Below are 26,070 nucleotides of genomic sequence, written 5' to 3'. Positions count from 1 at the left end.
GGGGATCACTCTTGTGTGCGCAGCGAACGTGAATGATCACCAAAAGAAGAGTGCCAAGACCCGCCGCGTGGTCTTGGGATTTGCTGCCTGAGACAGCTGGCTAAACTGCGGCGCCTATGGCCGGTCCCGACATACAGCTCATCACGCCTGAATCGCCCGAGGACTGGCAGGAGGCCCGGCTCGTCCTGCGCGACTACGCCAACAGCCTCGACATCGATCTGGACTTCCAGGGTTTCGAAGAGGAACTCGCAGCGCTGCCCGGCGCCTATGCGCCGCCCGGCGGCCTGATGCTGCTGGCAACGGTCGATGGCGCAATAGCCGGCAGCGGCGCCTTCCGGCCCCTGCCCGACGCCGACTACCCGAACGCCTGCGAGATGAAGCGCCTCTTCGTGCGCCCGGCCTTCCGCCGCTTTGGCCTGGGACGCATCCTGGCGCAGGCGCTGATGGACCGCGCCACCGAGGCCGGCTACTCGTCCATGCTGCTCGACACGCTGGATGACATGGAAGCCGCCCGTGGGCTCTACGAAAGCCTGGGCTTTGCCGAGGTGCCGCCGTTCTACTTCAACCCCATCCCCGGCGCCCACTATCTGAAGGCCGAGCTCGGCGCCTTCCGGCCGAGTTACTTCGGATAACCGCCTAGAGTGCCGGCATGGCACTCGAACACGACATCCAGCCCCTCGGCGAGCACCGCTGCCTGCTTGGCGAATCGCCGCTCTGGCATCCCACCGAACTGCAGCTCTATGCGGTCGACATTCCGGGCCGCCAGGTGCTGCGCTGGCGCGCGGGCATCGACGCGCCGGACGTGTGGCCGCAGGCGGCGGAGCCCGGCTGCATCGCGGCTCGCGCCGGCGGCGGCCTGCTCGTCGCGCGGCGCGACGGCCTGTGGGCGCTGGACACGACTACCGGTGCGCAGCAACTCGTCAGCCCGCCACCCTACGACCCTGCAAGGCTGCGCTTCAACGACGGCAAGGTCGACCCTGCCGGGCGTTTGTGGATCGGCAGCGTCTCGGATGCGCGCGAGCCCGAGGCGGCGCTGTATCGCTTCGACGGCAAGGTCTTTGAATCTCAGGTGCCCGGCTTGACGACCTCCAACGGTCTGGCCTGGAGGCCCGACGGCCACCGCATGCACTGGTCCGATACCAAGGCCCATCGCATCTACGTCGCGGACTTCGACGTGGCGACCGGCGCGCTGTCTTCCCCGCGCGTCTTCGCCGAATTCAAGCCGCGCACGCCGGGCGAGGCCTACGGAGGCCGCCCTGACGGTGCAGCGATGGATGCTGAAGGCCACTACTGGGCCGCGATGTTTGAAGGTGGCTGCCTGCTGCGCATTGCGCCGACCGGCGAAGTTGTGCAGCGTGTCGAGTTGCCGGTGACCTGCCCGACCATGCCCACCTTCGGCGGCGCTGACTTGCGCACCCTCTTCATCACGACGGCGCGCGAGAAGCGCCCCGCCGACGAACTGGAACGCGAGCCGCTCGCTGGCGCCGTGCTGCAACTGCGCGTCGACGTGCCGGGCTTGCCCGCGACCCTGACAAGCGCCTGAATCCTGTGTCGGCCTGGGGGCGTATTTACCCCGGTGTAACTCGTCACATATAATGGCTGGCTTTGTTGGGTGGCGCCCGTGCGTCATCCCGGTGCAATCAGCTCCTGGTAGTTTTGGGGGTTGAGCCGCCCACCCCAGGACCCTGGCGCCATGACCGAGAACGGCCCCCGAAAGACCTGGCCCCCCGCCGTTTCGACGGCCGGCGGCTGGGGCGACGACAAAGAGGAGCTGCCCGTCAAGGCCCTGAGCCCTGAGCAGGCGGCAGCGCTGAAGTCGGCGTTGCCGATGTTGTCGCCCTGGCGTGTGCTGGGGATGCAGCTGGTGGCAGGCTTGCTGTGCGTGGCCGTGATCCGGCTGTGGACGGCGTCCGGCGTGGCCATGGTTTCGGCGCTCTATGGCGTCGCGGCGGTGGTGCTGCCAAACATGCTGCTGGCGCGGGGCATGACAAAGCGCGTGGATTCAGCGGTCGGTGCGGCTGCCGGGTTCATGGGTTGGGAATTTTTGAAAATCGGTGCATCGATCGCGATGCTGGTGCTGGCGCCAAAGGTGGTGCCGGGCCTGAGCTGGCCAGCCCTGCTGGTCACCCTCGCGGTGTGCATCAAAGTGAACTGGCTGGCGCTCGCGTGGCGTGGCCGCAGATTGACCTGACGAGGCAGAACGAAACATGGCAGCAGAAGGCCACGAAACAGCAGCCCCGAGCGCTGGTGAATACATCATTCACCACTTGAACCACGCGCAGAGTGGCAAGCAGCAAGGCATCGTCGACTTCTCCGTCGTCAACCTCGACTCCATCTTCTTCAGCGTGCTGCTGGGTCTGGTGGGCAGCTTCTTGCTGTGGCGCGCCGCGAAGGCTGCTACTTCGGGCGTCCCGGGCCGGTTTCAAGCCGCCGTCGAAATCCTCGTCGAGATCGTTGCCGATCAGGCCAAGGGCATCGTCCACAACGCCAACAGCCGCAAGCTCGTCGCGCCGCTGGCCCTGACCGTGTTCGTCTGGATCTTCCTGATGAATGCGATGGACTTGTTCCCGGTGGATCTGTTCCCCTGGATCTGGCAGAACCTCACTGGTGACCACCACGCTTACCTGCGCGTCGTGCCGACTGCGGACCTGTCCATGACCATGGGCCTGTCCCTTGGCGTGCTGATCACCTGCCTCATCTACAACGTCAAGATGAAGGGCGCCGGCGGCTGGGCTCACGAGCTCGTTGCGGCACCGTTCGGCGACAAGGTCTATCTGTACCCAGTCAACCTGGCCATGCAGCTGATCGAGTTCGTCGCCAAGACGGTCTCCCACGGCATGCGACTGTTCGGCAACATGTATGCCGGCGAACTGATCTTCATGCTGATCGCCCTGATGGGCGGCGCCTGGAGCCTGTCGGCCACCGGCATCGGCCTGGCCATCGGCCACATCATCGCGGGCTCGGTGTGGGCGATCTTCCACATCCTGATCATCACGTTGCAGGCCTTCGTGTTCATGATGCTGACGCTGGTCTACATCGGCCAGGCCCACGACGCGCACTGATCCCGCAGCAGCCGTCCCCCAGTTTTTCCAAGCAGTTTTCCCTCAACCCTTTCTCTCTTTTTTCCCCTCAAGGAGTCATCGTGGAAGTCATTAGCTTTGTTGCCCTCGCCGCTGGTCTGATCATTGGTCTGGGCGCCTTCGGTGCTTGTATCGGCATCGGCATCATGGGCAGCAAGTACCTTGAGTCCGCCGCTCGTCAGCCTGAGCTGATGAACGAACTGCAGACCAAGATGTTCCTGCTGGCCGGCCTGATCGACGCGGCCTTCATCATCGGCACGGGTATCGCCCTGTGGTTCGCCACCGCCAACCCGTTCCTGGGCCAGATCGCTACTGCGCTGGCTGCTGGCGCCAAGTAATTCGATGCTGTCGACCCGCCGTGGCCAAGGTTGCCCCGGCGGTTTCCGCACTCGAAACTTTGTGAGGCACCAAGGTGTTTATTAACGCATCGCTCATCGTTCAGATGATCGTGTTCCTGATCCTGGTCGGGTTCACGATGAAGTATGTGTGGCCGCCGATCATCAAGGCGCTCGACGAGCGTGCCGCGAAGATCGCCGCTGGCCTGTCCGCTGCCGACAAGGCCAAGGCCGAACTGGCCGGCGCCGAAGCGCAGATCGCCAAGGAACTGGCTCAGACCAAGGCTGAATCCGGCAAGCTGATCTCGGACGCCGAGAAGCGCGCCGCTGCCATCGTCGACGCCGCCAAGGGCAAGGCCGAAGAAGAAGGCGCCAAGATCCTGGCCGCCGCCAAGGCCGACGCCGAGCAGCAGGTTTCCCGCGCTCGCGAAGTCCTGCGCGAGCAAGTCGCTGCGCTGGCCGTCAAGGGCGCCGAGCAGATCCTGCAGAAGGAAGTCAACGCCGGCGTTCACGCCGAGCTGCTGGCTCGCCTGAAGACGGAGCTGTAAATGGCCGAGATCGCCACCATCGCCCGCCCCTACGCGGAAGCCCTGTTCCAGGTCGCCAAGTCGCAGGACCTGGTCGCCTGGGGCAAGCAGCTCGACGCGCTGGCCCAGGTGGCGCAGGACGCCGATCTGCGCCAGTTCGCCGATCACCCCAAGGCCCAGGCTGAGCAGGTCGTTGCGGTCGTGACCGCCGCGGCCAAGCAGGACCTCGCTGCCGGCTTGCAGAACTTCCTGCGCGCCATCGTCGAGAACGGCCGCCTGGCTGCACTGCCCGAGATCGTGGCCCAGTACCACGTGCTGGCCAACGCCGCCTCGGGTGTGTCCGACGCGCAGATCTTCAGCGCCTACGAGATCAGCGACGCTCAGCTCGCCGACCTCAAGGCGTCGCTGGAGAAGCGCTTCGGCCGCAAGCTCGAAGCCCATGTGCAGCTGGAGCCCGGCCTGATCGGCGGCGTTCGCGTCGTCGTGGGTGACGAGGTGCTGGACACCTCCGTCAAGGCCCGCCTTGAGCGCATGAAAGTTGCGCTGACTGCCTGATCCGCAGCTGGACACCCGCAAGACATTCCGATTTACCCCCGCGTCTGACCCCGCCCTTGATCCGGCGAAGGAACGGCCACCTGGGAGACCTAGCATGCAACTGAATCCCGCTGAAATTTCCGAACTGATCAAGAGCCGTATCGAGGGTCTTGGTGGCAGCACGGACATCCGCAACCAGGGCACCGTCGTGTCCGTTTCCGACGGTATCGTCCGCGTCCACGGCCTGTCCGACGTGATGCAGGGCGAAATGCTCGAATTCCCGGTCGCCAAGGACGGCAGCCAGACCTTCGGCCTGGCCCTGAACCTCGAGCGCGACTCCGTCGGCGCCGTGATTCTGGGTGCCTATGAGCACATCTCGGAAGGCGACACCGTCAAGTGCACGGGCCGCATCCTGGAAGTGCCGGTCGGCCCCGAGCTGATCGGCCGCGTCGTCAACGCGCTGGGCGAGCCTATCGACGGCAAGGGCCCGATCAACGCCAAGATGACGGACGTCATCGAGAAGGTCGCCCCGGGCGTGATCGCCCGTAAGTCGGTCGACCAACCCGTGCAGACCGGCCTGAAGTCGATTGACTCCATGGTTCCCGTCGGTCGCGGCCAGCGCGAACTGATCATTGGTGACCGTCAGACGGGCAAGACTGCCGTCGCCATCGACGCGATCATCAACCAGAAGGGTCAGAACATGACCTGCGTCTACGTCGCCATCGGCCAGAAGGCGTCGTCGATCAAGAACGTGGTGCGCTCGCTGGAGCAGGCCGGCGCGATGGAATACACCATCGTCGTCGCCGCCTCGGCCTCCGAGTCCGCCGCGATGCAATACGTGTCGGCCTACTCGGGCTGCACGATGGGCGAGTACTTCCGCGACCGCGGCCAGGACGCGCTGATCATTTACGACGACCTGTCCAAGCAGGCCGTCGCCTATCGCCAGGTCTCGCTGCTGCTGCGCCGCCCGCCGGGCCGCGAAGCCTACCCCGGCGACGTGTTCTATCTCCACAGCCGCCTGCTGGAGCGCGCCGCTCGCGTGAACGCCGACTACGTCGAAGCCTTCACCAAGGGTGAAGTCAAGGGCAAGACCGGTTCGCTGACGGCCCTGCCGATCATCGAGACGCAAGCCGGCGACGTGTCCGCCTTCGTGCCGACCAACGTGATCTCGATCACCGACGGCCAGATCTTCCTGGAAACCAGCCTGTTCAACGCCGGTATCCGCCCCGCCATCAACGCTGGTATCTCGGTGTCGCGCGTCGGCGGTGCAGCGCAAACCAAGCTGATCAAGTCGCTGTCCGGCGGTATCCGTACCGACCTGGCGCAGTACCGTGAGCTGGCCGCGTTCGCGCAGTTCGCTTCCGACCTGGACGAAGCTACCCGCAAGCAGCTGGACCGCGGTGCCCGCGTGACGGAACTGCTCAAGCAGGCCCAGTACTCGCCGCTGTCCATCTCGCTGATGGCCGCTTCGCTGTACGCCGCCAACAAGGGCTTCATGGACAGCATCGAAGTGAAGAAGGTTCTGTCCTTCGAGCACGGCCTGCACCAGTACCTGAAGACCAGCCACGCCGCGCTGCTGGCCAAGCTAGAAGCTGACAAGGCGATGGACAAGGATGCGGAAGCTGAACTGAACGCCGCCATCACGGCCTTCAAGAAGTCCTTCGCTTAAGAAGCCACGGAACACGTGGGGCTGAGCCTCTACTTAGCCCCACACTGACTAGGAGTTCGAATGGCTTCAAGCAAAGAAATCCGCGGCAAGATCAAGTCGGTCGAGAACACCAAGAAGATCACCAAGGCGATGGAAATGGTCGCCGCCTCCAAGATGCGCAAGGCGCAGGAACGGATGCGGTCGGCTCGCCCCTACGCCGAGAAGATCGGCAACATCGCGGCCAGCCTCGCCAAGGCCAACCCCGAGTACCGCCATCCCTTCCTTGTGAAGAACGAGGGCGTGAAGACGGTCGGCATGGTCGTCGTCACGACGGACAAGGGTCTCTGCGGTGGTCTCAACACCAACCTGCTGCGCGCGGCCACGGCCAAGCTCAAGGAAGTCGAAGCGGCGGGCCAGAAGGCCGAAGTCGTCGCCATCGGCGGCAAGGGCCTGGGCTTCATGAACCGCATTGGCGCCCGCGTCGTCGCTCACGCGACGCAGCTCGGCGACCAGCCGCACATCGAGGCCCTGATCGGCCCCGTCAAGGTGCTGCTCGACCAGTACGCCGAAGGCAAGCTGTCCGCCGTCTATCTCTGCTACACGCAGTTCATCAACACGATGAAGCAAGAGGTGAAGGTGCACCAGCTGCTGCCGTTGAAGGCCGACGACATGGTCACGGACAAGGCCGGCCACTCGTGGGACTACATCTACGAGCCGGACGCGCCCACGGTCATCAACGAGCTGTTGATGCGCTACACGGAAGCGCTGGTCTTCCAGGCCGTTGCCGAGAACATGGCCAGCGAGCAGTCCGCCCGCATGGTGGCCATGAAGGCCGCGACCGACAACGCCGGCACGCTGATCGGCGAGCTGAAGCTGGTCTACAACAAGACCCGTCAGGCAGCGATCACCAAAGAGTTGTCCGAGATCGTCAGCGGCGCAGCCGCAGTCGGTTGAGTCGCTTCGGCACGCAAAGAATTGAATTGAAGGAACGCAAAAATGGCTAACACGCAAGCAGCAGTCGGCAAGATCGTTCAGTGCATTGGCGCCGTCGTCGACGTGGAATTTCCGCGCGACCGCATGCCCAAGGTGTACGACGCGCTCAAGATGGAAGGCTCGGCCCTGACGCTGGAAGTCCAGCAGCAGCTGGGCGACGGCGTCGTCCGCACCATCGCGCTGGGTTCGTCCGACGGCCTGCGCCGCGGCACCGAAGTCTTCAACACCGGCGACACCATCAAGGTGCCGGTCGGCAAGGCGACCCTCGGCCGCATCATGGACGTGCTGGGCAACCCCATCGACGAGCGTGGCCCGGTCTCTTCCGAGCTGACCGCCTCCATCCACCGCGCCGCGCCGGCCTACGACGAGCTGAGCCCGTCGCAGGACCTGCTGGAAACCGGCATCAAGGTGATCGACCTGATCTGCCCGTTCGCCAAGGGCGGCAAGGTGGGCCTGTTCGGTGGCGCCGGCGTCGGCAAGACCGTCAACATGATGGAGCTCATCAACAACATCGCCAAGGCGCACAGCGGTCTGTCCGTGTTCGCTGGCGTGGGTGAGCGCACCCGTGAGGGCAACGACTTCTATCACGAGATGTCGGACTCCGGCGTCGTGGTCCAGGACAAGCTGGAAGACTCCAAGGTCGCCATGGTCTACGGCCAGATGAACGAGCCCCCGGGCAACCGTCTGCGCGTGGCACTGACCGGCCTGACCATCGCCGAGTCCTTCCGTGACGAAGGCAAGGACGTGCTGTTCTTCGTGGACAACATCTACCGCTACACGCTGGCCGGCACGGAAGTGTCCGCACTGCTGGGTCGCATGCCTTCCGCCGTGGGCTACCAGCCGACGCTGGCCGAGGAAATGGGCCGCCTGCAAGAGCGCATCACGTCGACCAAGGTCGGCTCGATCACCTCCATCCAGGCCGTCTACGTCCCTGCGGATGACTTGACCGACCCGTCGCCCGCCACGACCTTCGCCCACTTGGACGCCACCGTCGTGCTGTCGCGTGACATCGCTTCGCTGGGCATCTACCCCGCCGTGGACCCGCTGGACTCGACCAGCCGCCAGATCGACCCCAACGTCGTCGGCGAAGAGCACTACACGACGACCCGTGCGGTGCAGCAGGTGCTGCAGCGCTACAAGGAACTGCGCGACATCATCGCCATCCTGGGCATGGACGAACTGTCGCCGGAAGACAAGCTGTCGGTCGCCCGCGCCCGCAAGATCCAGCGCTTCCTGTCGCAGCCTTTCCACGTCGCCGAAGTCTTCACCGGCTCGCCCGGCAAGTACGTGCCGCTGAAGGAAACCATCCGCGGCTTCAAGATGATCGTGGCCGGCGAGTGCGACCACCTGCCCGAGCAAGCTTTCTACATGGTGGGAACCATCGACGAAGCTTTCGAGAAGGCCAAGAAGATCCAGTGAGGTTGACGGGGACGTCTCGGCGTCCCGTCTCTCACCAGACTTCTTCAATGGTTAGCTAAGGAAGATTGAACATGGCAACCCTCCACGTCGACGTGGTCTCCGCCGAAGAGCTGATCTTCTCGGGCGAGGCCAAGTTCGTCGCCCTGCCGGGCGAGAGTGGCGAGCTCGGCATCCTGCCGAAGCACACGCCGCTGATCACCCGCATCAAGCCGGGCGCCGTGCGCATCGAGCGCCCGGACGGCACCGAAGAGTTCGTCTTCGTCGCCGGCGGTATTCTCGAAGTGCAGCCGAACCGCGTGACCGTGCTGGCCGACACCGCCATCCGCGGCAAGGACCTCGACGAAGCCAAGGCCATCGAGGCCAAGAAGCAAGCCGAGGAAGCGCTGAAGAACGCCAAGAGCGAACTCGACCAGGCCGCGATCCAGAACGAGCTGCTCACGCTGGCGGCCCAGGTCGCGGCGCTGCGTAAGTTCCGCGCGAAAAGCTAAGGGCATTCCCTGGCTCAACTGCAAGCCCGCCTCTTGGCGGGTTTTCTACTTTCAGACCCGCCCATGACCACGCCCACCGCTGCCCCCGTTGCCGCCCAGGACGGCCTGGCCCTGCACGTCGAGCAGTGGGCGGCGTGGGCGCCGGGTCTGGCATCCCAGGACGACTGGCGGGCCTGGCTGCGTCAGCCGCAACCGGTTACCGCCGACGCACCGGCCGCGCCACCGCTGCCGGAAGTGCCGGCGATGGCGCGGCGGCGCATCGACCCGCTGGGGCGCGCTGCCCTGCAGGTGGCCTATTGGGCCCAGCAGGGCGTCGACGCGGCGGCGCTGGCGGCCATGCCCCTGGTGTTCGCGTCGCGCTGGGGAGAATTGGCGCGCTCGGTCGCCATGCTGCAGGACCTGGCTCAGGGCGAGGCGCTGTCACCGACCGCCTTCAGCCACTCGGTGCACAACGCCATCGGCGCCCAGTACTCCATCCAGCGCGGCATCACCGCCAATGTCAGCGCGGTGGCCGCGGGCGAGGTCAGCGCCGCCGCCGGCTGGGTCGAAGCCCAGGCGCTGCTCGCCGCCGTCGCGCCGGCCGTGCTGCTGACCGTGTTCGACGCGCCGCTGCCGGCGCTGTACGCCCACACCGGGCTGGATGCTCTGATCGCGCCGCCGCATGCCTATGCCCTGCGCCTGCGTTTGGCGCGTCCGGGCGAACCAGCGGTGCAGCTCACACGCCAGGTGTCGCAAGGCCCCAAGGCGCCCAGCACGTTGTCACCCAATCTGCAGCTGCTGCAGTGGCTGCTCGACCCCGCCGCCGAGCTGCGCCAGGTGGACGGCGCCGCGGACTGGCAGTGGCGCCATGTCGTCGCTCGATAGCCTGCTGTCCGACTGGTCCCGGGCCTGGTCCCGCGCCTGGCGGGTGCCGGCCACGGGTCTGAGCTTCGCCTGCTTCGGTATTGGCGGCCTGCTGATGGGCGTGCTCGCCTTCCCGCTGATCAACCTGCTGGTGTGGGACCCGGTGCGCCGCATCCGCTGGTCACGTGCGCTGGTGGGGGCCAGCTTTCGCGGCTTTATCGGCCTGATGACGCTGCTCGGTCTGGTGCGCGTGCGCTGGACGGGCGCCGAGCGCTTGCAGCGGCGTGGCCTGCTGGTGCTGGCCAACCACCCGACGCTGATCGACGTGGTGGCGCTGATCGGGCGCACGCCCAACGCCGATTGCGTCGTGCGTGCCGGGCTGGGCGACAACCCCTTCACCTGGGGGCCGGTGCGGGCCTGCAACTATTTGCGTAACGACCGTGGCAGCGAGGTGTTGGAAGGTTTCAACGCCAGCCTCCAGGCGGGCAGCAATCTGGTAATTTTTCCCGAAGGCACCCGAAGCAGGCCCGGGCATGCTTTGCAGTTGCAGCGCGGTGCGGCCCAATTGGCCCTGCGCACGGGCGTGGCCATCACGCCAGTGCGCATTCGCTGCGAGCCGCTGGGATTGAGCAAAGGCTGGCCGTGGTGGAAAACCCACGACCGGCCGTTACACCTGAGTCTGGATGTGGGCGAGGACATCGCCGTGACACCCTTTCTAGAGGGTGCTCACGGAGAATTCCCGCTCGCTGCAAGACGGCTCACGGGATACTTGCGGGACTATTTTTCTGGGGGAAAAGGCGATGGAACAGAGCCTGGAACTTGAAATCAAGACCTTGCTCATCGACGCCTTGAATCTCGAGGACATGAGCGCAGACGACATCGACGCCGAGCAGCCGCTCTTCGTCGAAGGCCTCGGCCTGGATTCCATCGACGCGCTCGAGCTGGGCCTGGCGCTGCAAAAGCGCTATGGCGTCACCATGTCGGCCGATTCGGAGGAAACCCGCCGCCATTTCCGCTCCATCCGGGCTTTGGCAGCTTTCGTGGCCACGAGCCGCAAGGGCTGAATCGCCAGGGAGTTCACACCATGACCGAACACGACATCTACACGCGCCTGTCGGCCATCCTGGTCGAGACCTTCGACATCGAGCCCGAGCGCATCCGCCCGGAAGCCCGGCTGTACGACGACCTGGACATCGACTCCATCGACGCGGTGGACCTCATCGTCAAGCTCAAGCCCCTGGTGGGCAAGCGCCTGCAGCCCGAGGCCTTCAAATCGGTGCGCACGCTGCAGGACGTCGTCAACGCCCTGACCGCGCTGCTGCAGCAGGCCGAAGAAACCACCGGTGAAGACGAGGCCGCGCTGCCGCGCGCCGCCTGATCCCGTTTCTCGCCCCAGCGTGCGCAACATCCTCTGGGTGGCGCTGACCGCCCTCTATCCCGTTCTCGTCTACCTGGGCCTCGCACATGCCGAGCCTCGGGTACTGGCGTTGCTGCTGCTGGCGCTGGCACTGGCGCGCTACCTCGCCTCGCGCAGCCAGCAGGCCCTCGCGATCGCGCTGGCCGGCCTGGTGCTGGCCGCGTTGACGGCCTGGTCCAACCAGCTGTTGCCGCTGAAGATCTACCCGGTGGCGATGAACCTGGCCATGCTGGTGCTCTTCGGCGCCAGCCTGTTCAAGGGCCAGACCGTCGTCGAGCGCCTGGCGCGCCTGCACGACCCCGAGTTGGACGCCCACGGCGTGGCCTACACGCGCCGCGTCACCATCGTCTGGTGCGGCTTCTTCATCGTCAACGGCAGCATCAGCCTGGCGACGGCCCTGTGGGCCAGCGAGCAGACCTGGGCGCTGTACAACGGCTTCATCACTTACGGGCTGATGGGCACCCTGATGGGCGGCGAGTGGCTGGTGCGCCGCCGCGTACGAGCCGGCAAGCATGTGGCGTGAACTGCGCCTCGGCCTTGCCGGTGCCCTGAGCCCGGCGCGGGCCGCTCAGCCCGTGGGTTGGCGTTCCGGCCGGGCTGTCATGTCGGCCGAGTTCCTGGCCCAGGCCGCTGGCTGGTTCGCGCATTTCCAGGCGCTGGCGACGGGCGACGTCGCACTGCATTTCGAAGACACCCTGCACGCCACCGCCGCGCTGTTCGGCGCCTGGCATGCCCGCAAGACCGTCTGGTGGCCCGGTGACGCGCTGCCGGCCACGGCGCAGCGTCTGTCCGAGCAGGTGGGGGCGTTTGCCGGCGACTGGCCTGGCCGCAGCGATGCCACTGCTGCCGTGGCCGATGCGCCCGTGCCGGATTGGCAGTCGCTGGACCCGCAGGCCCCCCAGCTCGTCGTTTTCACTTCCGGCAGCAGCGGCGAGCCCAGCGCCATCCCCAAGCAGCTGCACCAGTTGTTCGACGAGGTGCGCGCGCTGGAAGCCGAGTTCGGTGCGCGCCTGGACGGCGCCACGGTTCACGCCACCGTCAGCCACCAGCACATCTACGGCCTGCTGTTCCGCGTGCTGTGGCCACTGGCCGCCGGCAGGCCCACCGCGGCGAACCGCGTGGCCTATCTGGAAGACCTGCATGCCGTGCCCGGCCGCATCGCGCTGATCGCCAGCCCGGCCCACCTGAAGCGCCTGCAGCTCGCCGTCACCGGCGACCTGCCCGAGCGCCTGGCGGCGGTGTTCAGCTCCGGCGGCCCGCTGCCAGCCGATGCGCTGGCCCCCTGCGCCGAGCGCCTGGGTCAGACGCCCATCGAGGTCTACGGCAGCAGCGAGACCGGCGGTGTGGCCTGGCGCCAGCGCCCGCCTGGTGCGGGTGATGCCGAGCCCTGGCGCGCACTGCCCGGCGTCGAATGGCAACTGGCTGAGGGCCAATTGCAGCTGCGTTCGGCCCATATCGGTGGCGATGGCTGGTACACGGCCGCCGACCATGCCCGCGCGGAAGGCCCCGGCTTCGTGCTGTTGGGCCGCGCGGACCGCATCGTCAAGGTGGAAGAAAAGCGCGTGTCGCTGGCCGCCGTCGAGCAGGCCCTGCTGGCCAGCGGCCAGGTGCAGGAAGCCCGCGCGCTGCTGCTGCCGGGCTCGCGCCAGGAGCTGGGCGTCGTGTTGGTGCCCACGCCCGAGGCCTGGGGCGCCATCGACCAGGCCGGCCGCGCTGCATGGCTCGCGCCGCTGCGCGAACGCCTGGCCGCCCAGCTGGAGTCCACCGTGCGCCCGCGCCGCTGGCGCCTCGTCAGCGAATTCCCCGCCAACACCCAGGGCAAGACCACTCAGGCCGCATTGCAGGCCTTGTTCGACCCCATGCGCCCGCCCGCCCGGGTGCTGATGCGTGAGGCGCTGACGGTGCGGCTGCGCGTCGACATCGAGGCCCGCCATCCCGGCTTCGAAGGGCACTTTGAGGGCCAGCCTGTGCTGCCGGGCGTCGTGCAGCTGGATTGGGCAGAGCGCTTTGCACGCGAGCTGTTCGCACTGCAGCCGGCCTTTGCCGGGCTGGACCAGCTCAAGTTCCAGCAGGTCATCCGCCCCGGCGGCACCGTGGACCTCGAGCTGACCATCAATGCCGACGGCAGCGAGCTGCGTTTCGCGCTGACCAGCGAGCGCGGCGCGCACGCCAGCGGCAAGCTGCGCTTCGGAGCCGGCGTGTGAAGGTTTGCGCCGTCATCCCGGTCTACAACCACGGTGGCACGGTCGGTGCGGTCGCGGCCAAGCTGCGCGAGCAGGGCCTGCCGGTGCTGCTGGTGGACGATGGCAGCGCAGCCGCCACGGCAGCGCAGCTCGACGCCTTGGCGCGGCAGGACGGCATCCAGCTGCTGCGCCTGCCGCACAACCAGGGCAAGGGCGTGGCCGTCATCGCCGGCATGCGCCTGGCGGTCGAGCAGGGCTACACCCATGGCCTGCAGATCGATGCCGACGGCCAGCATGACGCCTTCGATGCCTCGCGCTTCGTGGCCGCCGCCCTGGCGCACCCTGAGGCGCTGATCTGCGGCTGCCCCATCTACGACGCGTCCGTGCCGCGCGCGCGGCTGTACGGGCGCTATGCCACCCACATCTGGGTCTGGATCAACACGCTGAGCTTCTCGGTGCGCGACTCCATGTGCGGCTTTCGCATCTACCCGCTGGCCGCCACGCTGCCGCAGCTCGCGCATGCCTCCATGGGCCGGCGCATGGACTTCGACACCGAGATCGCCGTGCGCCTCGTCTGGGCCGGCGTGCCGGTCGTCAACCAGCCCACGCGCGTGCACTATCCGGTCGGCGGCATCTCGCACTTCCGCGTCTGGCGCGACAACGTGCTGATCTCGGCCATGCACACGCGGCTCTTCTTCGGCATGCTGTGGCGCGCGCCGTTGCTGCTGGCGCGCAAGCTGCGGAGCAATCCATGACAGTGCGCGCTCAGCACTGGGCGTCGTTGGGTGAAACGACCTTCGTCAGCGGTATCTGGCTGCTGTACGGCGTGCACAAGCTCTTCGGCCGGCGCCTGGTTCGCTGGGCCATGTTTCCCGTGGTGGTGTTGCATTGGCTGACGCGCCCGGCGCTGCGCCGCTCATCGCTGGACTATCTGCGCCATCTGCACCGTGCCGAACCGGGCGTGTTCAAGCGTGAACCCGATTGGCGCGAAGGGCTGCGCCACGTCGCCTGCTTTGCCGAGACCATGCTCGACAAGCTGCTGGCCATGGCCGGCCGCTACCCGGCCGAGTGCGTGCGCGAGCAGGACTTCTCTCTCGTCGACGCCATGGTGGCCCGGGGCCAGGGCGGCATCTTCATCACTGCCCACATGGGCTGCCTGGAGCTGTGCCGCATGGTGGGCCGCACCAAGCAGGACCTGAAGCTGACGGTGCTGGTGCACACCCGCCACGCCCAGGCCTTCAACCGCATCCTCAAGCGCCTGGACCCGAGCTCCGCTGTCAACCTGCTGGAGGTCACCGACTTCGGGCCGGCCATGGCCATGCAGCTCAAGGAGCTGGTGGACGCCGGCGGCTGGATCGCCATCGCCGGCGACCGCGTGCCCATCCAATCCGCGCAGACCGTCAGCGTCGACTTCCTCGGTGCACCGGCGCCGCTGCCCGTCGGCGCCTATGTGCTGGCCGGCGTGTTGCACTGCCCGCTGGTGCTGCTGACCTGTTTGCACCGGGGGGCCGGCTATGAGATCCGCTTCGAGGTGCTGACCGAGCACATCAGCCTGCCGCGCGCCGGGCGCCGCGAGGCTCTGGCCCAATACGCCCAGAGCTACGCACGGATCCTGCAGCGCCGCCTGCGCGAATCGCCCTATGACTGGTTCAACTTCTACGCTTTCTGGGACAGCCCGCATGCCGTTGCCTGAGATTGTTTTCGATGGCCGCCCGCTGAGCCTGGACGACATCGCCGCCATCTCCCGCCGCGAGGCCCGCGCGCGTCTGAGCACCGCGCCTGATTTCGTGCCCCACATCGACGCCGGCGCCGAGTTCATCGCCCGCCTGCTGGCTGAGGACGGCGTCGTCTACGGTGTCACCACCGGCTACGGCGACTCCTGCACCGTCAGCATCCCGCCGGCCCTGGTGGCCGAGCTGCCGCGCCACCTCTACACCTACCACGGCATCGGCGCAGGCCCCATGCTGGCGCCCGAGCAGGTGCGCGCCGTGCTGGCCGTGCGGCTGCAGTCGCTGGCGCAGGGCGTGTCGGGCGTGAGCTACGCCTTGCTGCAACAGTTGGCCGCCCTGATCGAGCACGACATCCTGCCCTTGATCCCCAGCGAAGGTTCGGTCGGCGCGAGCGGTGACCTTACGCCGCTGAGCTATGTCGCCGCCGTGCTGTGCGGCGAGCGCGAGGTGTGGTTCCAGGGCCGGCAGATGCCGGCGGCCGAGGCCCTTGCGGCCGTCGGCCTCAAGCCGCACACGCTGCGCCCCAAGGAAGGCCTGGCCATCATGAACGGCACGGCCGTCATGACGGCGCTGGCCTGCCTGGCCTTCCAGCGTGCCGAACGGCTGTCGCGCTTGGCCACGCGCATCACGGCGGCCAATGTCGTCGCCAGCGCGGGCAATGCCCACCACTTCGACGAGCGCCTGTTCGCCGTCAAGCCGCATGCCGGCCAGCAGCGCGTCGCCGCGCGGCTGCGCACCGACCTCGCCAGCGACCGCCCCAGCCGCAATGAGCAGCGCCTGCAGGACCGCTACTCGCTGCGCTGCGCGCCTCACGTTATCGGCGTGCTCGAAGACGCGCTGCCCTGGCTGCGCCAGCTCATCGAGAACGAACTCAACAGCGCCAACGACAACCCGCTGGTGGACGCCGTCGAGGAGCGCGTGCTGCACGGCGGCCATTTCTACGGCGGCCATATCGCCATGGCCATGGACACGCTGAAGACGGCGGTTGCCAACGTCGCCGACCTGTTGGATCGCCAGCTCGCCCTGCTGGTGGACACGCGCTTCAACCATGGCCTGCCGTCGAATCTGAGCGGTGCCCTGGGCGAGCGCGCCGCCATCAACCATGGCCTGAAGGCGCTGCAGATCAGCGTCTCCGCCTGGACCGCCGAAGCCCTCAAGCAGACCATGCCGGCCTCGGTCTTCAGCCGCAGCACCGAGTGCCACAACCAGGACAAGGTCAGCATGGGCGGCATCGCGGCCCGCGACGCGCTGCGCGTTCTGGACCTGAGCGAGCAGGTCGTCGCCGGCCTGCTCATCAGCGCCCGCCAGGGGCTGGGGCTGCGCCAGCGCCTGGGCGGCTTGCAGCTGAGCCCGTCGCTGTCGGCCTGGTACGAGCAGCTCTGTGCACGCCTGCCGCTGATCGACGAAGACCGCGCGTTGGATGTCGAGCTGCAGATGTTGCTGCGCGAGATCCGTTTGCCCCACGGAGCCCTGCATGCGCCTGCGTGAAGACCCGCGCCTGGCCCACGAGATCGAGATCACGCCGGCCTTCCACGATCTCGACCCGATGGAGATCGTCTGGCACGGCCGCTATGTGCAGTACCTGGAGCAGGCGCGCTGCGCGCTGCTGCAGCGCTTCAACTACGACTACCCGCAGATGCGCGCCAGCGGCTATGCCTGGCCCATCATCCATCTGCAGCTGAAATACGTGCGCCCGGCCGAATACGGCATGCGCCTGGGCGTGCGCGCCTGCATCACCGAGTGGGAGCACCGCCTGCGCATCGACTACACGGTGCGCGACATCGCTACCAACGCGCGCCTGACCCGGGCCCACACGCTGATGGTGGCCGTGGACATGCGCAGCAAGGAAATGCAGTTCGCCAGCCCGCCGGTCCTCTTTGAACGTCTGGGCATCCCCCTGCCATGAAGCGCCGCACCCTTCTTCTCGCCACCTTGCCGCTGCCGGCCCTGGCCGATGCCATCGCCCAGGTTCAGCAGCGCCTCGTCAGCACGCCGGTGCAGCGCGGTGGCTTCCAGCAGGACAAGCAGCTTGCCGGCTTCGCCAAGCCGCTGAAGAGCCAGGGTGACTACCTGTTGGTGCGCGGCAAGGGCCTGATCTGGCGCACGACGGCGCCGTTCGCCAGCCAGCTGGTGCTGACGCGCGACCGCATCGCCGGTGGTGGCGGCCTGCAGCTGGATGCCAGCAAGGAGCCCGGCATCCGCGTCGTGACCCAGCTGATGCTGTCGCTGCTGGACGGCGACCTCGGCGCGCTGCAGCAGGCCTTCGAGGTGCAGGCCAGCCTGCAAGGCGACAAGGCCTGGCGCGCCGCGTTGAAACCCAAGGCCGCAGCCCTGGCCCAGCTCTTCGCCCGCATCGAGCTGGAGGGCGATCGCCAGCTGCGCCGCATCGTCATGACCGAGGCCCAGGGCGACACGACGACGCTGCGTTTCGACGAGCAGGCGCGCGAGCCCGCTGCGCCCAGCGCCGACGAGGCCAAGCAACTTGGCTGACCGGCCCAGCCGCTTGGCGCCCTGGGCCTGGGCGCTCGCGCTGCTGCTGATGGCTGCAGGCCTGGCCCTGGCTGCATACAAGGGCCGCGTGCGCATCAACACCGATGTGCTGGCCATGCTGCCCAAGGACGAGCGCCGGCCCGAGGTCGAGCAGGCGATGACCGCCCTGGCCAAGGCAGGGGAGGGCCGCATCATCGTCATGCTGCGCGCGCCCCAGGGCAGTGAAGCGGCGATGGATCGCTTCATTGCCAAGCTGCAGGTCGAGGTGCCCGGCATCAAGCTCAGGCACCGTGTGTCCGACGCCCAGCAGGCCGACTGGCTGAGCTTCTTCGCCCCGCAACGCGGCGCCCTGCTGACCGACGCCCAGCGCCAGTCCCTGCAGACCGCCCCTTCGGAAGCGCTGGCTCAACAAGCGTTGACCAGCCTGATGCAGCCCATGGGCCTGCCGCGCGTGGGCCGCTGGATCGACGACCCCTTCAACACCCTCGGGGCATGGCTCGCCGAGCGAGCCCAGGGCAGCAAGGTGCGCGCTCTGGACGGCCGGCTGCGCCTGGCCGATGCCCAGGGCGACTGGATGCTGGCGTTGATCGACAGCGGCGCCAGCGCCTTCGCGCTGAGCGACAACGAGCGCATCGCCCAAGCCCTCGCCAAGGCCCGCGCTGCCGTGCCCGAGGCCCAGGTGCTGGCTGCCGGCGTGCCCCTGCATGCGCATGCCGCGGCCGCGCAGGCCCAGCGCGAGATGCATCTCATCGGCGTGGGCTCGCTCGTCGGCGTGTTTGCGCTGAGCTGGTTCGCCTTCGCCCGCATCCGGCCGCGCCTGCTGGTGTTGCTGTCGGTGGGCAGCGGCCTGCTGGTGGCCGTGGCGGCGACGTTGGCGGTGTTTGGCGAGCTGCACCTGATCACGCTGGTGTTCGGCGCCAGCCTTGTCGGCGTGGCCGAGAACTACGCCAGCAGCCACTACAGCAGCCGCATCGCCCAGCCGCCGGCGCAGCGCTTCGCCTTGATGCGCGAGCAACTGCCCACCATGGTGCTGGCGCTCAGCACGACGCTGGCCGGCTATGCGCTGCTGGCAACGACACCTTTCCCCGGCCTGCAGCAGGTCGCGCTGTTCTCGGCCGCCGGCCTGACGGCGGCCTTCGTCAGCACCTGGCTGTGGTTCCCGCATCTGGACGCCGGCCCCGTGCCCGTGCGGCCGCTGACGCGCGCGTTGGGCCGCGCCTGGCAGCGCTGGCCGCAGCTGACCTGGCGCAGCGGCCTGATCGGCGGCGTTGTCATCGCCGCTCTGTTGGCTGCTGCCGCCTGGCGCGGCCAGGCCAACGACGACATCCGCCTGCTGCAGAACACGCCGCCCGCGCTGATGCAGGAGCAGATCGACATCGGCCGGCGGCTGGACCTGCCCAGCCCGGCGCAGTTCTATCTGCTCACTGCGGGCAGCGAGGCCGTGCTTCTGGAGCGCGAGGAAGCTCTCAAGGCCAAGCTCGCCAGCACGCCCGGTATCGCCGGCTGGCAGGCCGTTTCCGACTGGGTGCCTTCGCCGGCCCGTCAGGCCGGCGATGCGGCCCTGGTGCAGCGCCGCTGGGCCGAGGTGTCGCTGCTGGTGGCCGAGCAACTGGGTCAGCCCCTGCCCCAGCGCGATGCCGTCGCGGCGCCGGTGCTGACGGTGGAGGCCTGGCGCACCGCCCCTGTCAGCGAGGCGGCGCGCCACCAGTGGCTGGGCCGCGATGCCGACGGCCGCTGGCACAGCGTGCTGATGCTGCGCGGCGTGTCGCGCGAGGTGCTGCCGCAACTAGCGGCACTCGCCGATGGCACGACGGTGCGCTGGGTCGACAAGGTGGCCGATGTGTCCGAGCTGCTGGCCCGCCAACGCATCCGCATGCTCGGCGTGCTGGTCATCGCCGTGGCGGCCGTCGCCGCCTTGCTGGCCTGGCGCCTCGGCGCTGCCTGGTGGCGGGCCCTGGTGCCCACCCTGCTGGCCGGCAGCCTGGCACTGGCTGCGACGGCCCTGGCCGGCCAGCCCTGGCAGCTCTTCCACGTGCTGGCCCTGCTGCTGCTGCTCGGCGTGGGGGTGGACTACGGCATCTTCCTGCTCGCCCAGCCCAGTCGGCGCGACCTGCGCGGCTTCGTCTCCATCACACTCGCGGCCGCCAGCACCTGGCTGTCCTTCGGGTTGTTGGCCCTGTCCGGCACGCCGGCATTGCGGGCCTTCGGCCTGACCCTGGGACTGGGAATTGCCCTGGCCTGGTTCCTCACCCCTTTCTTCGTCAACGACCATGACCCTCGAAACGACTGACGTCTGCATCATCGGCGCAGGCCCTGCAGGCGCCGTCGCTGCGGCCCTGCTGCGCCGCCAGGGCCTGGCCGTGACCGTGCTGGAGCGCCAGCTCTTTCCACGCTTCTCCATCGGTGAGAGCCTGCTGCCACAGTCCATGGCCTATATCGAGAAGGCGGGGCTGCTGCAGGACGTCGTCGAGGCCGGCTTCCAGTTCAAGAACGGCGCGGCCTTCTGCCGCGGCCCCAAGCGCACCGCTTTCGACTTCCGCGACAAGTTCACGCCCGGTTGGGGCACGACCTACCAGGTGCAGCGCGCCCATTTCGACCAGGTGCTGGCCAATGGCGCCGCCAAGGCCGGCGCCGATGTGCGCTACCGCCACGAGGTGACGGCTGTGCGCGTCGCGGCAGGTCAACGCCCGCAGATCGACGTGCAGCCGCTGGACGGCGGCGCGGCCTACACCGTCGAAGCCGGCCATCTGCTGGACGCCAGCGGCTTCGGCCGCACGCTGCCGCGCCTGCTGGACCTGGAGACGCCCTCGGCCTTCCCCGTGCGCGCCGCCACCTTCACGCATGTGCAGGACCGCATCAGCGACCCGACGTTTGACCGCACCAAGATCCTCGTCACCGTGCATCCGGACGACGTGGACGTGTGGTTCTGGACCATCCCCTTCAGTAACGGCCGTTGCTCGCTGGGCGTCGTCGCGCGGGCCGAATACTTCGACCGCTTCCCCGAGGACGCGACGGAGCGACTGAAGGCCGTCGTCGCCGAGACGCCCTCGCTGGCTGCGCTGCTGAAGGACGCCGTGTGGGACACCCCGGCCAACAAGCTGCAGGGCTATGCCGCCAACGTGAAGTCGCTGTGGGGCCCGGGCTTTGCGCTGCTGGGCAATGCGGGCGAGTTCCTGGACCCGGTGTTCTCCAGCGGCGTGACCATCGCCGTGAAGTCCGCCGACCTGGCCGTGACGGCGCTGCTGCGCGAACGCGCCGGCGAAGCGGTTGACTGGGAGAAGGACTACGCCAAGCCGCTGCGTGCCGGCGTGGACGCCTTCCGCGCCTTTGTGGAGAGCTGGTACCGCGGCGGCTTCCAGGACGTCATCTTCCACCAGGACCAGAACCCCGACATCCGCCGCATGATCTCGTCCATCCTGGCCGGCTACGCCTGGGACCTGACCAACCCCTACGTCGCACATCCCGAGCGCATGCGCACGCTGGAGCAGTTGTGCGCCCCCTGATCCTGCTCACGGCGCTGCTGCTGTCAGCCTGCCAGACGCTGCCGCCACCGGCCGCGCTGCCGCCGCTGCAACTGGCGCCGGCCGCCTTCGGTGCCGAGCTGTCGCTGGCCCAGCGGTTGACGGTGACAGACGCGCCCGACGATCCCAACGGCGCCGTCACCGAGCGCCAACTCGACACGCTGCTGCAGGTCGACGCGCAGCAGTTGCAACTCGCCGGCCTCGCTTTCGGTCAGCGCGTGTTGACGCTGAACTGGGACGGCCACGAGCTGAAGGTGCAGCGCCATCCCATGCTGCCCGCCGCCGTCGATCCGGCGCGCGTGCTGCGTGACATCGCCCTGGTCTTCGCGCCGCTGCCTGCATTGCAGGCCGCGCTGCCCGCGAGTTGGACCGTGGATGAGTCAGGCAACGAGCGCACGCTGCGCCAGTCCGGCGAGACGCGCCTGACCGTGCGCTACCTGGACGGCCGCGCGCGCGTCGAGATCGACAATCGCGCCGAGCACTATCAACTGCGCATCGAGTCGCGCCCTTTGGAGGGAGGCTGATGTCCTTCTACTTGAACGCCCTCGGCGTCGTCTGCGCCGCCGGCCATGACGCCGTCACGCTGGCTGAGTCGCTGTGGGCCACCACGCCCAGTGGCGTCGAGCCCGAGGCCTGGCGCGGCCGCACCCTGCACCTGGGTCGCGTGCGCCAGCCCCTGCCCCTGCCCGACGCCAACGCGCAACGCAGCCGCAACAACGCCTTGCTGCTGACCGCGCTGCAACCCATCCGCGTCGCCGTGGATGCGGCCATAGCGCGTTTCGGCCCGCTGCGCGTGGCCATCGTGCTCGGCACCAGCACCTCCGGCGTGGGCGAGAGCGAAGCCGCCTGGGGCCACCACCGCGAGCACGGCGAACTGCCGGTCTGGCACGACGTGCGCCAGCAGGAGATCGGCTCCGGCGCTGCGCTGCTGGCCGAAGAGCTCGGCACCTTAGGCCCGGCCTATGTCATCTCCACGGCCTGCTCGTCCAGCAGCAAGGCCCTGGCCAGTGCGGCGCGGCTGCTGCAGGCCGGCATGGCGGATGCCGTCGTCTGCGGCGGTGCCGACAGCCTGTGCGACTTCACCGTCGCCGGCTTTGCCTCGCTCGAAGCCGTCAGCGACGTGCGCTGCAACCCCATGAGCGCGCAGCGCTGCGGCATCAACATCGGCGAGGCCGGCGCGCTCTTCCTGATGACGCGCGAAAAAGGCGCCGGCCCCGCCGTGCGCCTGGCCGGCTGGGGCGAAACCAGCGACGCCCACCACATCTCCGCGCCCGAGCCCAGCGGGCGCGGCGCCGAGGCCGCGATGCGCGCAGCGCTGGACATGGCGGGCCTGGCGCCCGCCGACATCGGCTACCTCAACCTGCATGGCACGGCCACGCCGCACAACGATGCGATGGAGAGCGAAGCGGTAGCGCGGGTCTTCGGCCTGGACACGCCCTGCAGTTCCACCAAGCCGCTGACCGGCCACACGCTGGGCGCCGCCGGTGCGCTGGAGGCCGCCATCGGCTGGCTGACCCTGCTGGGCGACGGCGCCTTGCCGGCCCACCATTTCGACGGCGAGCGCGATGCCGCGCTGCCCGCCATCCGCCTGGTTTCACCGGGCGAGCGCCTGGCTGCCGCGCCGCGCGCCGTGTTGTCCAATTCCTTTGCGTTTGGCGGCAGCAACGCCGCCCTGGTGTTGACCCGTGAAGACTGAACCCGCCATCGCCGACCTCGTGCCGCACCGCGGCGCGATGAGCTGGCTCGACCGCGTCATCGAGGCCGATGCCGAGTCGCTGCTGGCCGAGGCCACCGTGCGCGCCGACCATCTGCTGGTGCAGGGTGGCCAGCTCAGCGCATCGGCCGGCGTCGAATACATGGCCCAGGCGGCCGCCGCATGGGCCGGCTATCAACGTCACATCAAGGCCGATGAGGGCGGGGCCGCCCGCATCGGCTTCCTGCTCGGCACGCGCCGCTACCAGTGCAATCGTGCCGCCTTTCGCGTCGGCGACGTGCTGCGCGTGCAGGTGCAACGCCTCTTCCAGGCCGACAACGGCCTGGGCCAGTTTGAATGCGTCATCAGCATCGATGGCGCCGAGGTGGCGCGCGCCAGCCTCAATGTCTTCGGGCCCGACGACCCCGAGGCTTTCCTGAACGGACAGACCCCATGAGTACTCCCCATACCGTGCTGGTGACCGGCTCCAGCCGCGGCATCGGCCGCGCCATCGCGCTGCGGCTGGCGCGCGACGGCTACGACGTCGTCATCCATTGCCGCAGCCGCCGCGACGAGGCCGAGGCCGTGGCCCAGGCCGCCCGCGAACTCGGCCGCAACGCCCGTGTGCTCGCCTTCGACGTGGCCGACCGCGCTGCCACCGCCGCCGCGCTGGAGGCCGACGTGGAGGCCCATGGCTGCTATTACGGCGTCGTCTGCAATGCCGGCATTGCCCGCGACGGCGCCTTCCCGGCGTTGACCGGTGAGGACTGGGACGCCGTCATCCACACCAACCTCGACGCCTTCTACAACGTGCTGCAGCCGCTGACCATGCCGCTGGTGCGCCGCCGCAAGCCCGGCCGCATCGTCACGCTGGCCTCGGTCTCGGGCCTGATGGGCAACCGCGGGCAGGTCAACTACAGTGCCGCCAAGGCCGGCATCATCGGCGCTAGCAAGGCGCTGGCCGTCGAGCTGGCCAGCCGCAAGATCACGGTCAACTGCGTGGCACCGGGCCTCATCGAGACGGACATGATCGACGCCGAAGTGCTGGAGCACGCGCTGAAGTTGATCCCGGCGCAGCGCGTCGGCCAGCCCGAGGAAGTGGCGGCCCTGGTGGCCTTCTTGATGAGCGAGGACGCCGCCTACATCACGCGGCAGGTGATTTCGGTCAACGGAGGGATGGTCGGATGAGGGCGGGCCGAGCGACGGGCCGCTCCCTAGCCGGCCCGCATCCCCTCGGGGGATCGGCCGGCGTACTCGGCGGACGAGGGGCAGACATGCTGCAAGTGATTTCCGTGAATGGGGGGATGGTCGGGTGAGCAACAAGAGAGTCGTCATCACCGGCATCGGCGCGTTGTCGCCGCTGGGGCATGACGCAGAAACCGTCATGGACAGCCTGCGCGCCGAGACCAACAAGGTCCAGCGCATGGCCGACTGGGCCGCCTACGAGGGCCTGAACACGCAGGTCGGGGTGCCCTGCGCACCCTTCGAGCTGCCGGCCGACCGCTACAACCGCAAGACCATGCGCAGCATGGGCCGCGTGGCGCAGATGGCCACGCGCTCGGCCGAGCTGGCACTGGAGCAGGCCGGCCTCATCGGCGACCCGCTGCTGACCAGCGGCCGCATGGGCGTGAGCTTCGGCAGCTCCAGCGGCACACCCAGCGCCATCGGCGACTTCGGCCGCATGATGACGGTCAAGAGCATCGAGGGCATCAACGCCAACACCTACGTGAAGATGATGTCGCACACCGCGACCGTCAACATCGCGGTGTTCTTCGGCATCACCGGCCGCATCATCACGACGAGCAGCGCCTGCACCTCGGGCAGCCAGGGCCTGGGCTATGCCTACGAGGCCATCCAGAGCGGCCGCCAGGTCGCCATGCTGGCCGGCGGCGCCGAGGAACTGGACCCGACGCAGGCGGCGGTGTTCGACACGCTGTTTGCCACCAGCACCAAGTACAACGACCAGCCGCGCCTGACGCCGCGCCCCTTCGACGCCGACCGCGACGGCCTGGTGTTGGGCGAGGGCGCCTGCACCTTCGTGCTGGAGGAGTACGAGCATGCCAAGGCGCGCGGCGCCAAGATGCTGGGCGAGATCGTCGGCTACGGCACCAACTGCGACGGCACCCACGTCACGCAGCCACAGTCCTCGACCATGGCCCAGGCCATGCGGCTCGCGCTGGAAGACGCCGGCCTGCCCGCCACTGCCATCCCCTACGTCAACGCTCACGGCACCAGCACCGACCAGGGCGACGTGGCCGAGAGCCAGGGCACGCAAAGCATCTTTGGCACCGGTGTGGCGATCTCGTCGCTGAAGAGCTATATGGGCCACACCCTGGGCGCCTGCGGTGCACTGGAGGCCTGGATGACGCTGGAGATGATGAACGCCGACTGGTTCGCGCCCACCATCAACCTCAAGCGCGTCGACCCGCGCTGCGGCGATCTCGACTATGTGTTGAGTGGCGGCCGCGTGCTGCAGACCGAGTTCGCGATGACGAACAATTTCGCCTTCGGCGGCATCAACACTTCGTTGATCCTGCGCCGCCTTTGATTTCGACAACCCGCCTGGGAGGGCCTGATGAAGCAGAGCGTACTGACCGTTGCAATGATCTTGGCGAGCGCTGCGGCGCAAGCCGGTTCGCCGGAACAGGAGTTGGCTGACGGCAAGCGGATCGCCGCCAGCTTGTCGCAGGAAGGTCGAGACCTCTGCGTCTTCGACAACGGTGCGCCGTCCGACATGCCGCACCAGAAACTGCAACAGCTCAAGGTCGCCAAGGGCACCTATGGCGGCGTCAAGGAGTTGCTGCCGGCCCTGGTGCAGCAGGCCCTGGCGAACAAGGCCGATGCCCTCGTGGACTACAACAGTTCGCAGCGTTTTGGCTTCTGGCCTTGGCGCGTCGTGCGCCCGGTGGTCACGGCAACCGCCATCCGCTGGAACGAGGCGCCTCGCAAGTCCTGCGAGGCCATGGGTGGCGTGCGCATGGAGGTCATCCTGACGACCAACAAGAGCCCCGAGGCGCTGGCGCAGGGCGTCGCGCCTCAGGCGCCCGCCGCCGCCACGGCCGATCAGGCGGCATCCGCGCCGCAGTGATCGCAGGGCTGCGCAGCGCATTTGCCGGCTTCCGCCTACCTGTGCGGCGCCCTTGATACGGCATCATCGAAAGCCCCGTTC

The 26,070-nt window shown here is 68.1% G+C and carries 30 protein-coding genes; all 30 read left to right on the top strand.

Annotated features, from left to right (window positions below; translation table 11 throughout):
- Window positions 1-116: 116 nt before the first annotated feature.
- The 30 genes from AC1DW0_RS21875 (at window position 117) to AC1DW0_RS21730 (ending at window position 25,989) form a co-directional block, all read left to right on the top strand.
- Window positions 117-632 (top strand): GNAT family N-acetyltransferase, encoded by a 516-nt coding sequence (locus AC1DW0_RS21875; RefSeq protein WP_477947985.1) that lies wholly within the window; start codon window positions 117-119, stop codon window positions 630-632.
- 17 nt (window positions 633-649) lie between these two features.
- On the top strand, window positions 650-1,543 hold the full coding sequence (locus AC1DW0_RS21870) for an SMP-30/gluconolactonase/LRE family protein (RefSeq protein WP_477947983.1): 894 nt from the start codon (window positions 650-652) through the stop codon (window positions 1,541-1,543).
- 150 nt (window positions 1,544-1,693) lie between these two features.
- Window positions 1,694-2,191 carry an ATP synthase subunit I gene (locus AC1DW0_RS21865; protein ID WP_477947981.1) on the top strand — a complete coding sequence of 166 codons (498 nt, stop codon included), beginning with the start codon at window positions 1,694-1,696 and terminating at the stop codon, window positions 2,189-2,191.
- A gap of 16 nt (window positions 2,192-2,207) precedes the next feature.
- Window positions 2,208-3,062: a F0F1 ATP synthase subunit A gene (gene atpB / locus AC1DW0_RS21860; protein WP_056205556.1), complete on the top strand. Its 855-nt coding sequence runs from the start codon at window positions 2,208-2,210 to the stop codon at window positions 3,060-3,062.
- Window positions 3,063-3,142: 80 nt separating this feature from the next.
- Window positions 3,143-3,418 carry a F0F1 ATP synthase subunit C gene (gene atpE / locus AC1DW0_RS21855; protein ID WP_056205553.1) on the top strand — a complete coding sequence of 92 codons (276 nt, stop codon included), beginning with the start codon at window positions 3,143-3,145 and terminating at the stop codon, window positions 3,416-3,418.
- 74 nt (window positions 3,419-3,492) lie between these two features.
- Window positions 3,493-3,963, top strand: coding sequence for a F0F1 ATP synthase subunit B (locus tag AC1DW0_RS21850; RefSeq protein WP_056205551.1), 471 nt, complete (start codon window positions 3,493-3,495; stop codon window positions 3,961-3,963).
- Window positions 3,964-4,497: a F0F1 ATP synthase subunit delta gene (locus AC1DW0_RS21845; protein WP_477947978.1), complete on the top strand. Its 534-nt coding sequence runs from the start codon at window positions 3,964-3,966 to the stop codon at window positions 4,495-4,497.
- A 94-nt stretch (window positions 4,498-4,591) separates the two neighbouring features.
- Window positions 4,592-6,145: a F0F1 ATP synthase subunit alpha gene (gene atpA, locus AC1DW0_RS21840; RefSeq protein ID WP_477947976.1), complete on the top strand. Its 1,554-nt coding sequence runs from the start codon at window positions 4,592-4,594 to the stop codon at window positions 6,143-6,145.
- 60 nt (window positions 6,146-6,205) lie between these two features.
- On the top strand, window positions 6,206-7,078 hold the full coding sequence (atpG, locus tag AC1DW0_RS21835) for a F0F1 ATP synthase subunit gamma (RefSeq protein ID WP_477947974.1): 873 nt from the start codon (window positions 6,206-6,208) through the stop codon (window positions 7,076-7,078).
- Between the two features lie 42 nt (window positions 7,079-7,120).
- Complete coding sequence (gene atpD / locus AC1DW0_RS21830; RefSeq protein WP_056205542.1) at window positions 7,121-8,536, top strand: F0F1 ATP synthase subunit beta; 1,416 nt, start codon at window positions 7,121-7,123, stop codon at window positions 8,534-8,536.
- A gap of 71 nt (window positions 8,537-8,607) precedes the next feature.
- The gene (locus AC1DW0_RS21825; RefSeq protein ID WP_056205540.1) at window positions 8,608-9,024 is read left to right on the top strand and encodes a F0F1 ATP synthase subunit epsilon; all 417 of its coding nucleotides are present in this window, start codon (window positions 8,608-8,610) and stop codon (window positions 9,022-9,024) included.
- Window positions 9,025-9,087: 63 nt separating this feature from the next.
- Complete coding sequence (locus AC1DW0_RS21820) at window positions 9,088-9,888, top strand: beta-ketoacyl synthase chain length factor (protein WP_477947972.1); 801 nt, start codon at window positions 9,088-9,090, stop codon at window positions 9,886-9,888.
- Window positions 9,872-10,690: a lysophospholipid acyltransferase family protein gene (locus AC1DW0_RS21815; RefSeq protein WP_157282225.1), complete on the top strand. Its 819-nt coding sequence runs from the start codon at window positions 9,872-9,874 to the stop codon at window positions 10,688-10,690. The genes AC1DW0_RS21820 and AC1DW0_RS21815 overlap by 17 nt, the downstream gene beginning before the upstream one ends.
- Window positions 10,668-10,931, top strand: a complete 264-nt coding sequence (locus AC1DW0_RS21810; RefSeq protein WP_056205536.1) for a phosphopantetheine-binding protein — start codon at window positions 10,668-10,670, stop codon at window positions 10,929-10,931. The genes AC1DW0_RS21815 and AC1DW0_RS21810 overlap by 23 nt, the downstream gene beginning before the upstream one ends.
- 20 nt (window positions 10,932-10,951) lie before the next feature.
- Complete coding sequence (locus AC1DW0_RS21805; RefSeq protein WP_056205534.1) at window positions 10,952-11,245, top strand: acyl carrier protein; 294 nt, start codon at window positions 10,952-10,954, stop codon at window positions 11,243-11,245.
- Between the two features lie 19 nt (window positions 11,246-11,264).
- A complete protein-coding gene (locus tag AC1DW0_RS21800; protein ID WP_157282223.1) occupies window positions 11,265-11,807 on the top strand; it encodes a COG4648 family protein in 543 nt (180 codons plus the stop codon).
- Window positions 11,797-13,488, top strand: coding sequence for an ApeI family dehydratase (locus AC1DW0_RS21795; RefSeq protein WP_477947969.1), 1,692 nt, complete (start codon window positions 11,797-11,799; stop codon window positions 13,486-13,488). Before AC1DW0_RS21800 ends, AC1DW0_RS21795 begins: the two co-directional genes overlap by 11 nt.
- Window positions 13,485-14,222 (top strand): glycosyltransferase family 2 protein, encoded by a 738-nt coding sequence (locus AC1DW0_RS21790; protein ID WP_477947968.1) that lies wholly within the window; start codon window positions 13,485-13,487, stop codon window positions 14,220-14,222. The genes AC1DW0_RS21795 and AC1DW0_RS21790 overlap by 4 nt, the downstream gene beginning before the upstream one ends.
- A complete protein-coding gene (locus AC1DW0_RS21785) occupies window positions 14,219-15,160 on the top strand; it encodes an LpxL/LpxP family acyltransferase (protein WP_477947966.1) in 942 nt (313 codons plus the stop codon). The genes AC1DW0_RS21790 and AC1DW0_RS21785 overlap by 4 nt, the downstream gene beginning before the upstream one ends.
- Window positions 15,147-16,685, top strand: a complete 1,539-nt coding sequence (locus tag AC1DW0_RS21780) for an HAL/PAL/TAL family ammonia-lyase (protein ID WP_477947964.1) — start codon at window positions 15,147-15,149, stop codon at window positions 16,683-16,685. The genes AC1DW0_RS21785 and AC1DW0_RS21780 overlap by 14 nt, the downstream gene beginning before the upstream one ends.
- Window positions 16,672-17,103 carry an acyl-CoA thioesterase gene (locus AC1DW0_RS21775; protein ID WP_477947962.1) on the top strand — a complete coding sequence of 144 codons (432 nt, stop codon included), beginning with the start codon at window positions 16,672-16,674 and terminating at the stop codon, window positions 17,101-17,103. Before AC1DW0_RS21780 ends, AC1DW0_RS21775 begins: the two co-directional genes overlap by 14 nt.
- Window positions 17,100-17,687: an outer membrane lipoprotein carrier protein LolA gene (locus AC1DW0_RS21770; RefSeq protein WP_477947960.1), complete on the top strand. Its 588-nt coding sequence runs from the start codon at window positions 17,100-17,102 to the stop codon at window positions 17,685-17,687. The genes AC1DW0_RS21775 and AC1DW0_RS21770 overlap by 4 nt, the downstream gene beginning before the upstream one ends.
- Window positions 17,680-19,977 carry an MMPL family transporter gene (locus tag AC1DW0_RS21765; RefSeq protein ID WP_477947958.1) on the top strand — a complete coding sequence of 766 codons (2,298 nt, stop codon included), beginning with the start codon at window positions 17,680-17,682 and terminating at the stop codon, window positions 19,975-19,977. Before AC1DW0_RS21770 ends, AC1DW0_RS21765 begins: the two co-directional genes overlap by 8 nt.
- The gene (locus AC1DW0_RS21760; protein ID WP_457350568.1) at window positions 19,958-21,190 is read left to right on the top strand and encodes an NAD(P)/FAD-dependent oxidoreductase; all 1,233 of its coding nucleotides are present in this window, start codon (window positions 19,958-19,960) and stop codon (window positions 21,188-21,190) included. The genes AC1DW0_RS21765 and AC1DW0_RS21760 overlap by 20 nt, the downstream gene beginning before the upstream one ends.
- Window positions 21,178-21,732 carry a DUF3261 domain-containing protein gene (locus tag AC1DW0_RS21755; protein WP_477947956.1) on the top strand — a complete coding sequence of 185 codons (555 nt, stop codon included), beginning with the start codon at window positions 21,178-21,180 and terminating at the stop codon, window positions 21,730-21,732. Before AC1DW0_RS21760 ends, AC1DW0_RS21755 begins: the two co-directional genes overlap by 13 nt.
- Window positions 21,732-22,904 carry a beta-ketoacyl-ACP synthase gene (locus AC1DW0_RS21750; protein WP_477947954.1) on the top strand — a complete coding sequence of 391 codons (1,173 nt, stop codon included), beginning with the start codon at window positions 21,732-21,734 and terminating at the stop codon, window positions 22,902-22,904. Before AC1DW0_RS21755 ends, AC1DW0_RS21750 begins: the two co-directional genes overlap by 1 nt.
- Window positions 22,894-23,358, top strand: coding sequence for a hotdog family protein (locus AC1DW0_RS21745; protein ID WP_477947952.1), 465 nt, complete (start codon window positions 22,894-22,896; stop codon window positions 23,356-23,358). The genes AC1DW0_RS21750 and AC1DW0_RS21745 overlap by 11 nt, the downstream gene beginning before the upstream one ends.
- Window positions 23,355-24,089: a 3-ketoacyl-ACP reductase FabG2 gene (locus tag AC1DW0_RS21740; protein ID WP_457321175.1), complete on the top strand. Its 735-nt coding sequence runs from the start codon at window positions 23,355-23,357 to the stop codon at window positions 24,087-24,089. Before AC1DW0_RS21745 ends, AC1DW0_RS21740 begins: the two co-directional genes overlap by 4 nt.
- A 124-nt stretch (window positions 24,090-24,213) precedes the next feature.
- Window positions 24,214-25,449 (top strand): beta-ketoacyl-ACP synthase, encoded by a 1,236-nt coding sequence (locus AC1DW0_RS21735; protein ID WP_056205506.1) that lies wholly within the window; start codon window positions 24,214-24,216, stop codon window positions 25,447-25,449.
- 27 nt (window positions 25,450-25,476) lie between these two features.
- A complete protein-coding gene (locus tag AC1DW0_RS21730; protein WP_056205505.1) occupies window positions 25,477-25,989 on the top strand; it encodes a hypothetical protein in 513 nt (170 codons plus the stop codon).
- Window positions 25,990-26,070: the final 81 nt, after the last annotated feature.

The sequence above is a fragment of the Roseateles sp. P4_D2 genome, from assembly GCF_056401875.1.
The sequence above is the reverse complement of the archived record's forward strand: the minus strand, read 5'-3'. Positions and strand labels throughout refer to the sequence as shown.

What these genes read in the sequence shown, in the direction of transcription:
- AC1DW0_RS21750 (WP_477947954.1), top strand. Translation starts at nt 21,732, where the DNA reads ATGTCCTTCTACTTGAACGCCCTCGGCGTCGTCTGCGCCGCCGGCCAT.
- AC1DW0_RS21865 (WP_477947981.1), top strand. Translation starts at nt 1,694, where the DNA reads ATGACCGAGAACGGCCCCCGAAAGACCTGGCCCCCCGCCGTTTCGACG.
- AC1DW0_RS21775 (WP_477947962.1), top strand. Translation starts at nt 16,672, where the DNA reads ATGCGCCTGCGTGAAGACCCGCGCCTGGCCCACGAGATCGAGATCACG.
- AC1DW0_RS21825 (WP_056205540.1), top strand. Translation starts at nt 8,608, where the DNA reads ATGGCAACCCTCCACGTCGACGTGGTCTCCGCCGAAGAGCTGATCTTC.
- AC1DW0_RS21845 (WP_477947978.1), top strand. Translation starts at nt 3,964, where the DNA reads ATGGCCGAGATCGCCACCATCGCCCGCCCCTACGCGGAAGCCCTGTTC.
- AC1DW0_RS21770 (WP_477947960.1), top strand. Translation starts at nt 17,100, where the DNA reads ATGAAGCGCCGCACCCTTCTTCTCGCCACCTTGCCGCTGCCGGCCCTG.
- atpD (WP_056205542.1), top strand. Translation starts at nt 7,121, where the DNA reads ATGGCTAACACGCAAGCAGCAGTCGGCAAGATCGTTCAGTGCATTGGC.
- AC1DW0_RS21875 (WP_477947985.1), top strand. Translation starts at nt 117, where the DNA reads ATGGCCGGTCCCGACATACAGCTCATCACGCCTGAATCGCCCGAGGAC.
- atpG (WP_477947974.1), top strand. Translation starts at nt 6,206, where the DNA reads ATGGCTTCAAGCAAAGAAATCCGCGGCAAGATCAAGTCGGTCGAGAAC.
- AC1DW0_RS21810 (WP_056205536.1), top strand. Translation starts at nt 10,668, where the DNA reads ATGGAACAGAGCCTGGAACTTGAAATCAAGACCTTGCTCATCGACGCC.
- AC1DW0_RS21805 (WP_056205534.1), top strand. Translation starts at nt 10,952, where the DNA reads ATGACCGAACACGACATCTACACGCGCCTGTCGGCCATCCTGGTCGAG.
- atpA (WP_477947976.1), top strand. Translation starts at nt 4,592, where the DNA reads ATGCAACTGAATCCCGCTGAAATTTCCGAACTGATCAAGAGCCGTATC.
- AC1DW0_RS21870 (WP_477947983.1), top strand. Translation starts at nt 650, where the DNA reads ATGGCACTCGAACACGACATCCAGCCCCTCGGCGAGCACCGCTGCCTG.
- AC1DW0_RS21780 (WP_477947964.1), top strand. Translation starts at nt 15,147, where the DNA reads ATGCCGTTGCCTGAGATTGTTTTCGATGGCCGCCCGCTGAGCCTGGAC.
- atpB (WP_056205556.1), top strand. Translation starts at nt 2,208, where the DNA reads ATGGCAGCAGAAGGCCACGAAACAGCAGCCCCGAGCGCTGGTGAATAC.
- AC1DW0_RS21730 (WP_056205505.1), top strand. Translation starts at nt 25,477, where the DNA reads ATGAAGCAGAGCGTACTGACCGTTGCAATGATCTTGGCGAGCGCTGCG.
- AC1DW0_RS21740 (WP_457321175.1), top strand. Translation starts at nt 23,355, where the DNA reads ATGAGTACTCCCCATACCGTGCTGGTGACCGGCTCCAGCCGCGGCATC.
- AC1DW0_RS21785 (WP_477947966.1), top strand. Translation starts at nt 14,219, where the DNA reads ATGACAGTGCGCGCTCAGCACTGGGCGTCGTTGGGTGAAACGACCTTC.
- AC1DW0_RS21820 (WP_477947972.1), top strand. Translation starts at nt 9,088, where the DNA reads ATGACCACGCCCACCGCTGCCCCCGTTGCCGCCCAGGACGGCCTGGCC.
- AC1DW0_RS21760 (WP_457350568.1), top strand. Translation starts at nt 19,958, where the DNA reads ATGACCCTCGAAACGACTGACGTCTGCATCATCGGCGCAGGCCCTGCA.
- AC1DW0_RS21815 (WP_157282225.1), top strand. Translation starts at nt 9,872, where the DNA reads ATGTCGTCGCTCGATAGCCTGCTGTCCGACTGGTCCCGGGCCTGGTCC.
- AC1DW0_RS21795 (WP_477947969.1), top strand. Translation starts at nt 11,797, where the DNA reads ATGTGGCGTGAACTGCGCCTCGGCCTTGCCGGTGCCCTGAGCCCGGCG.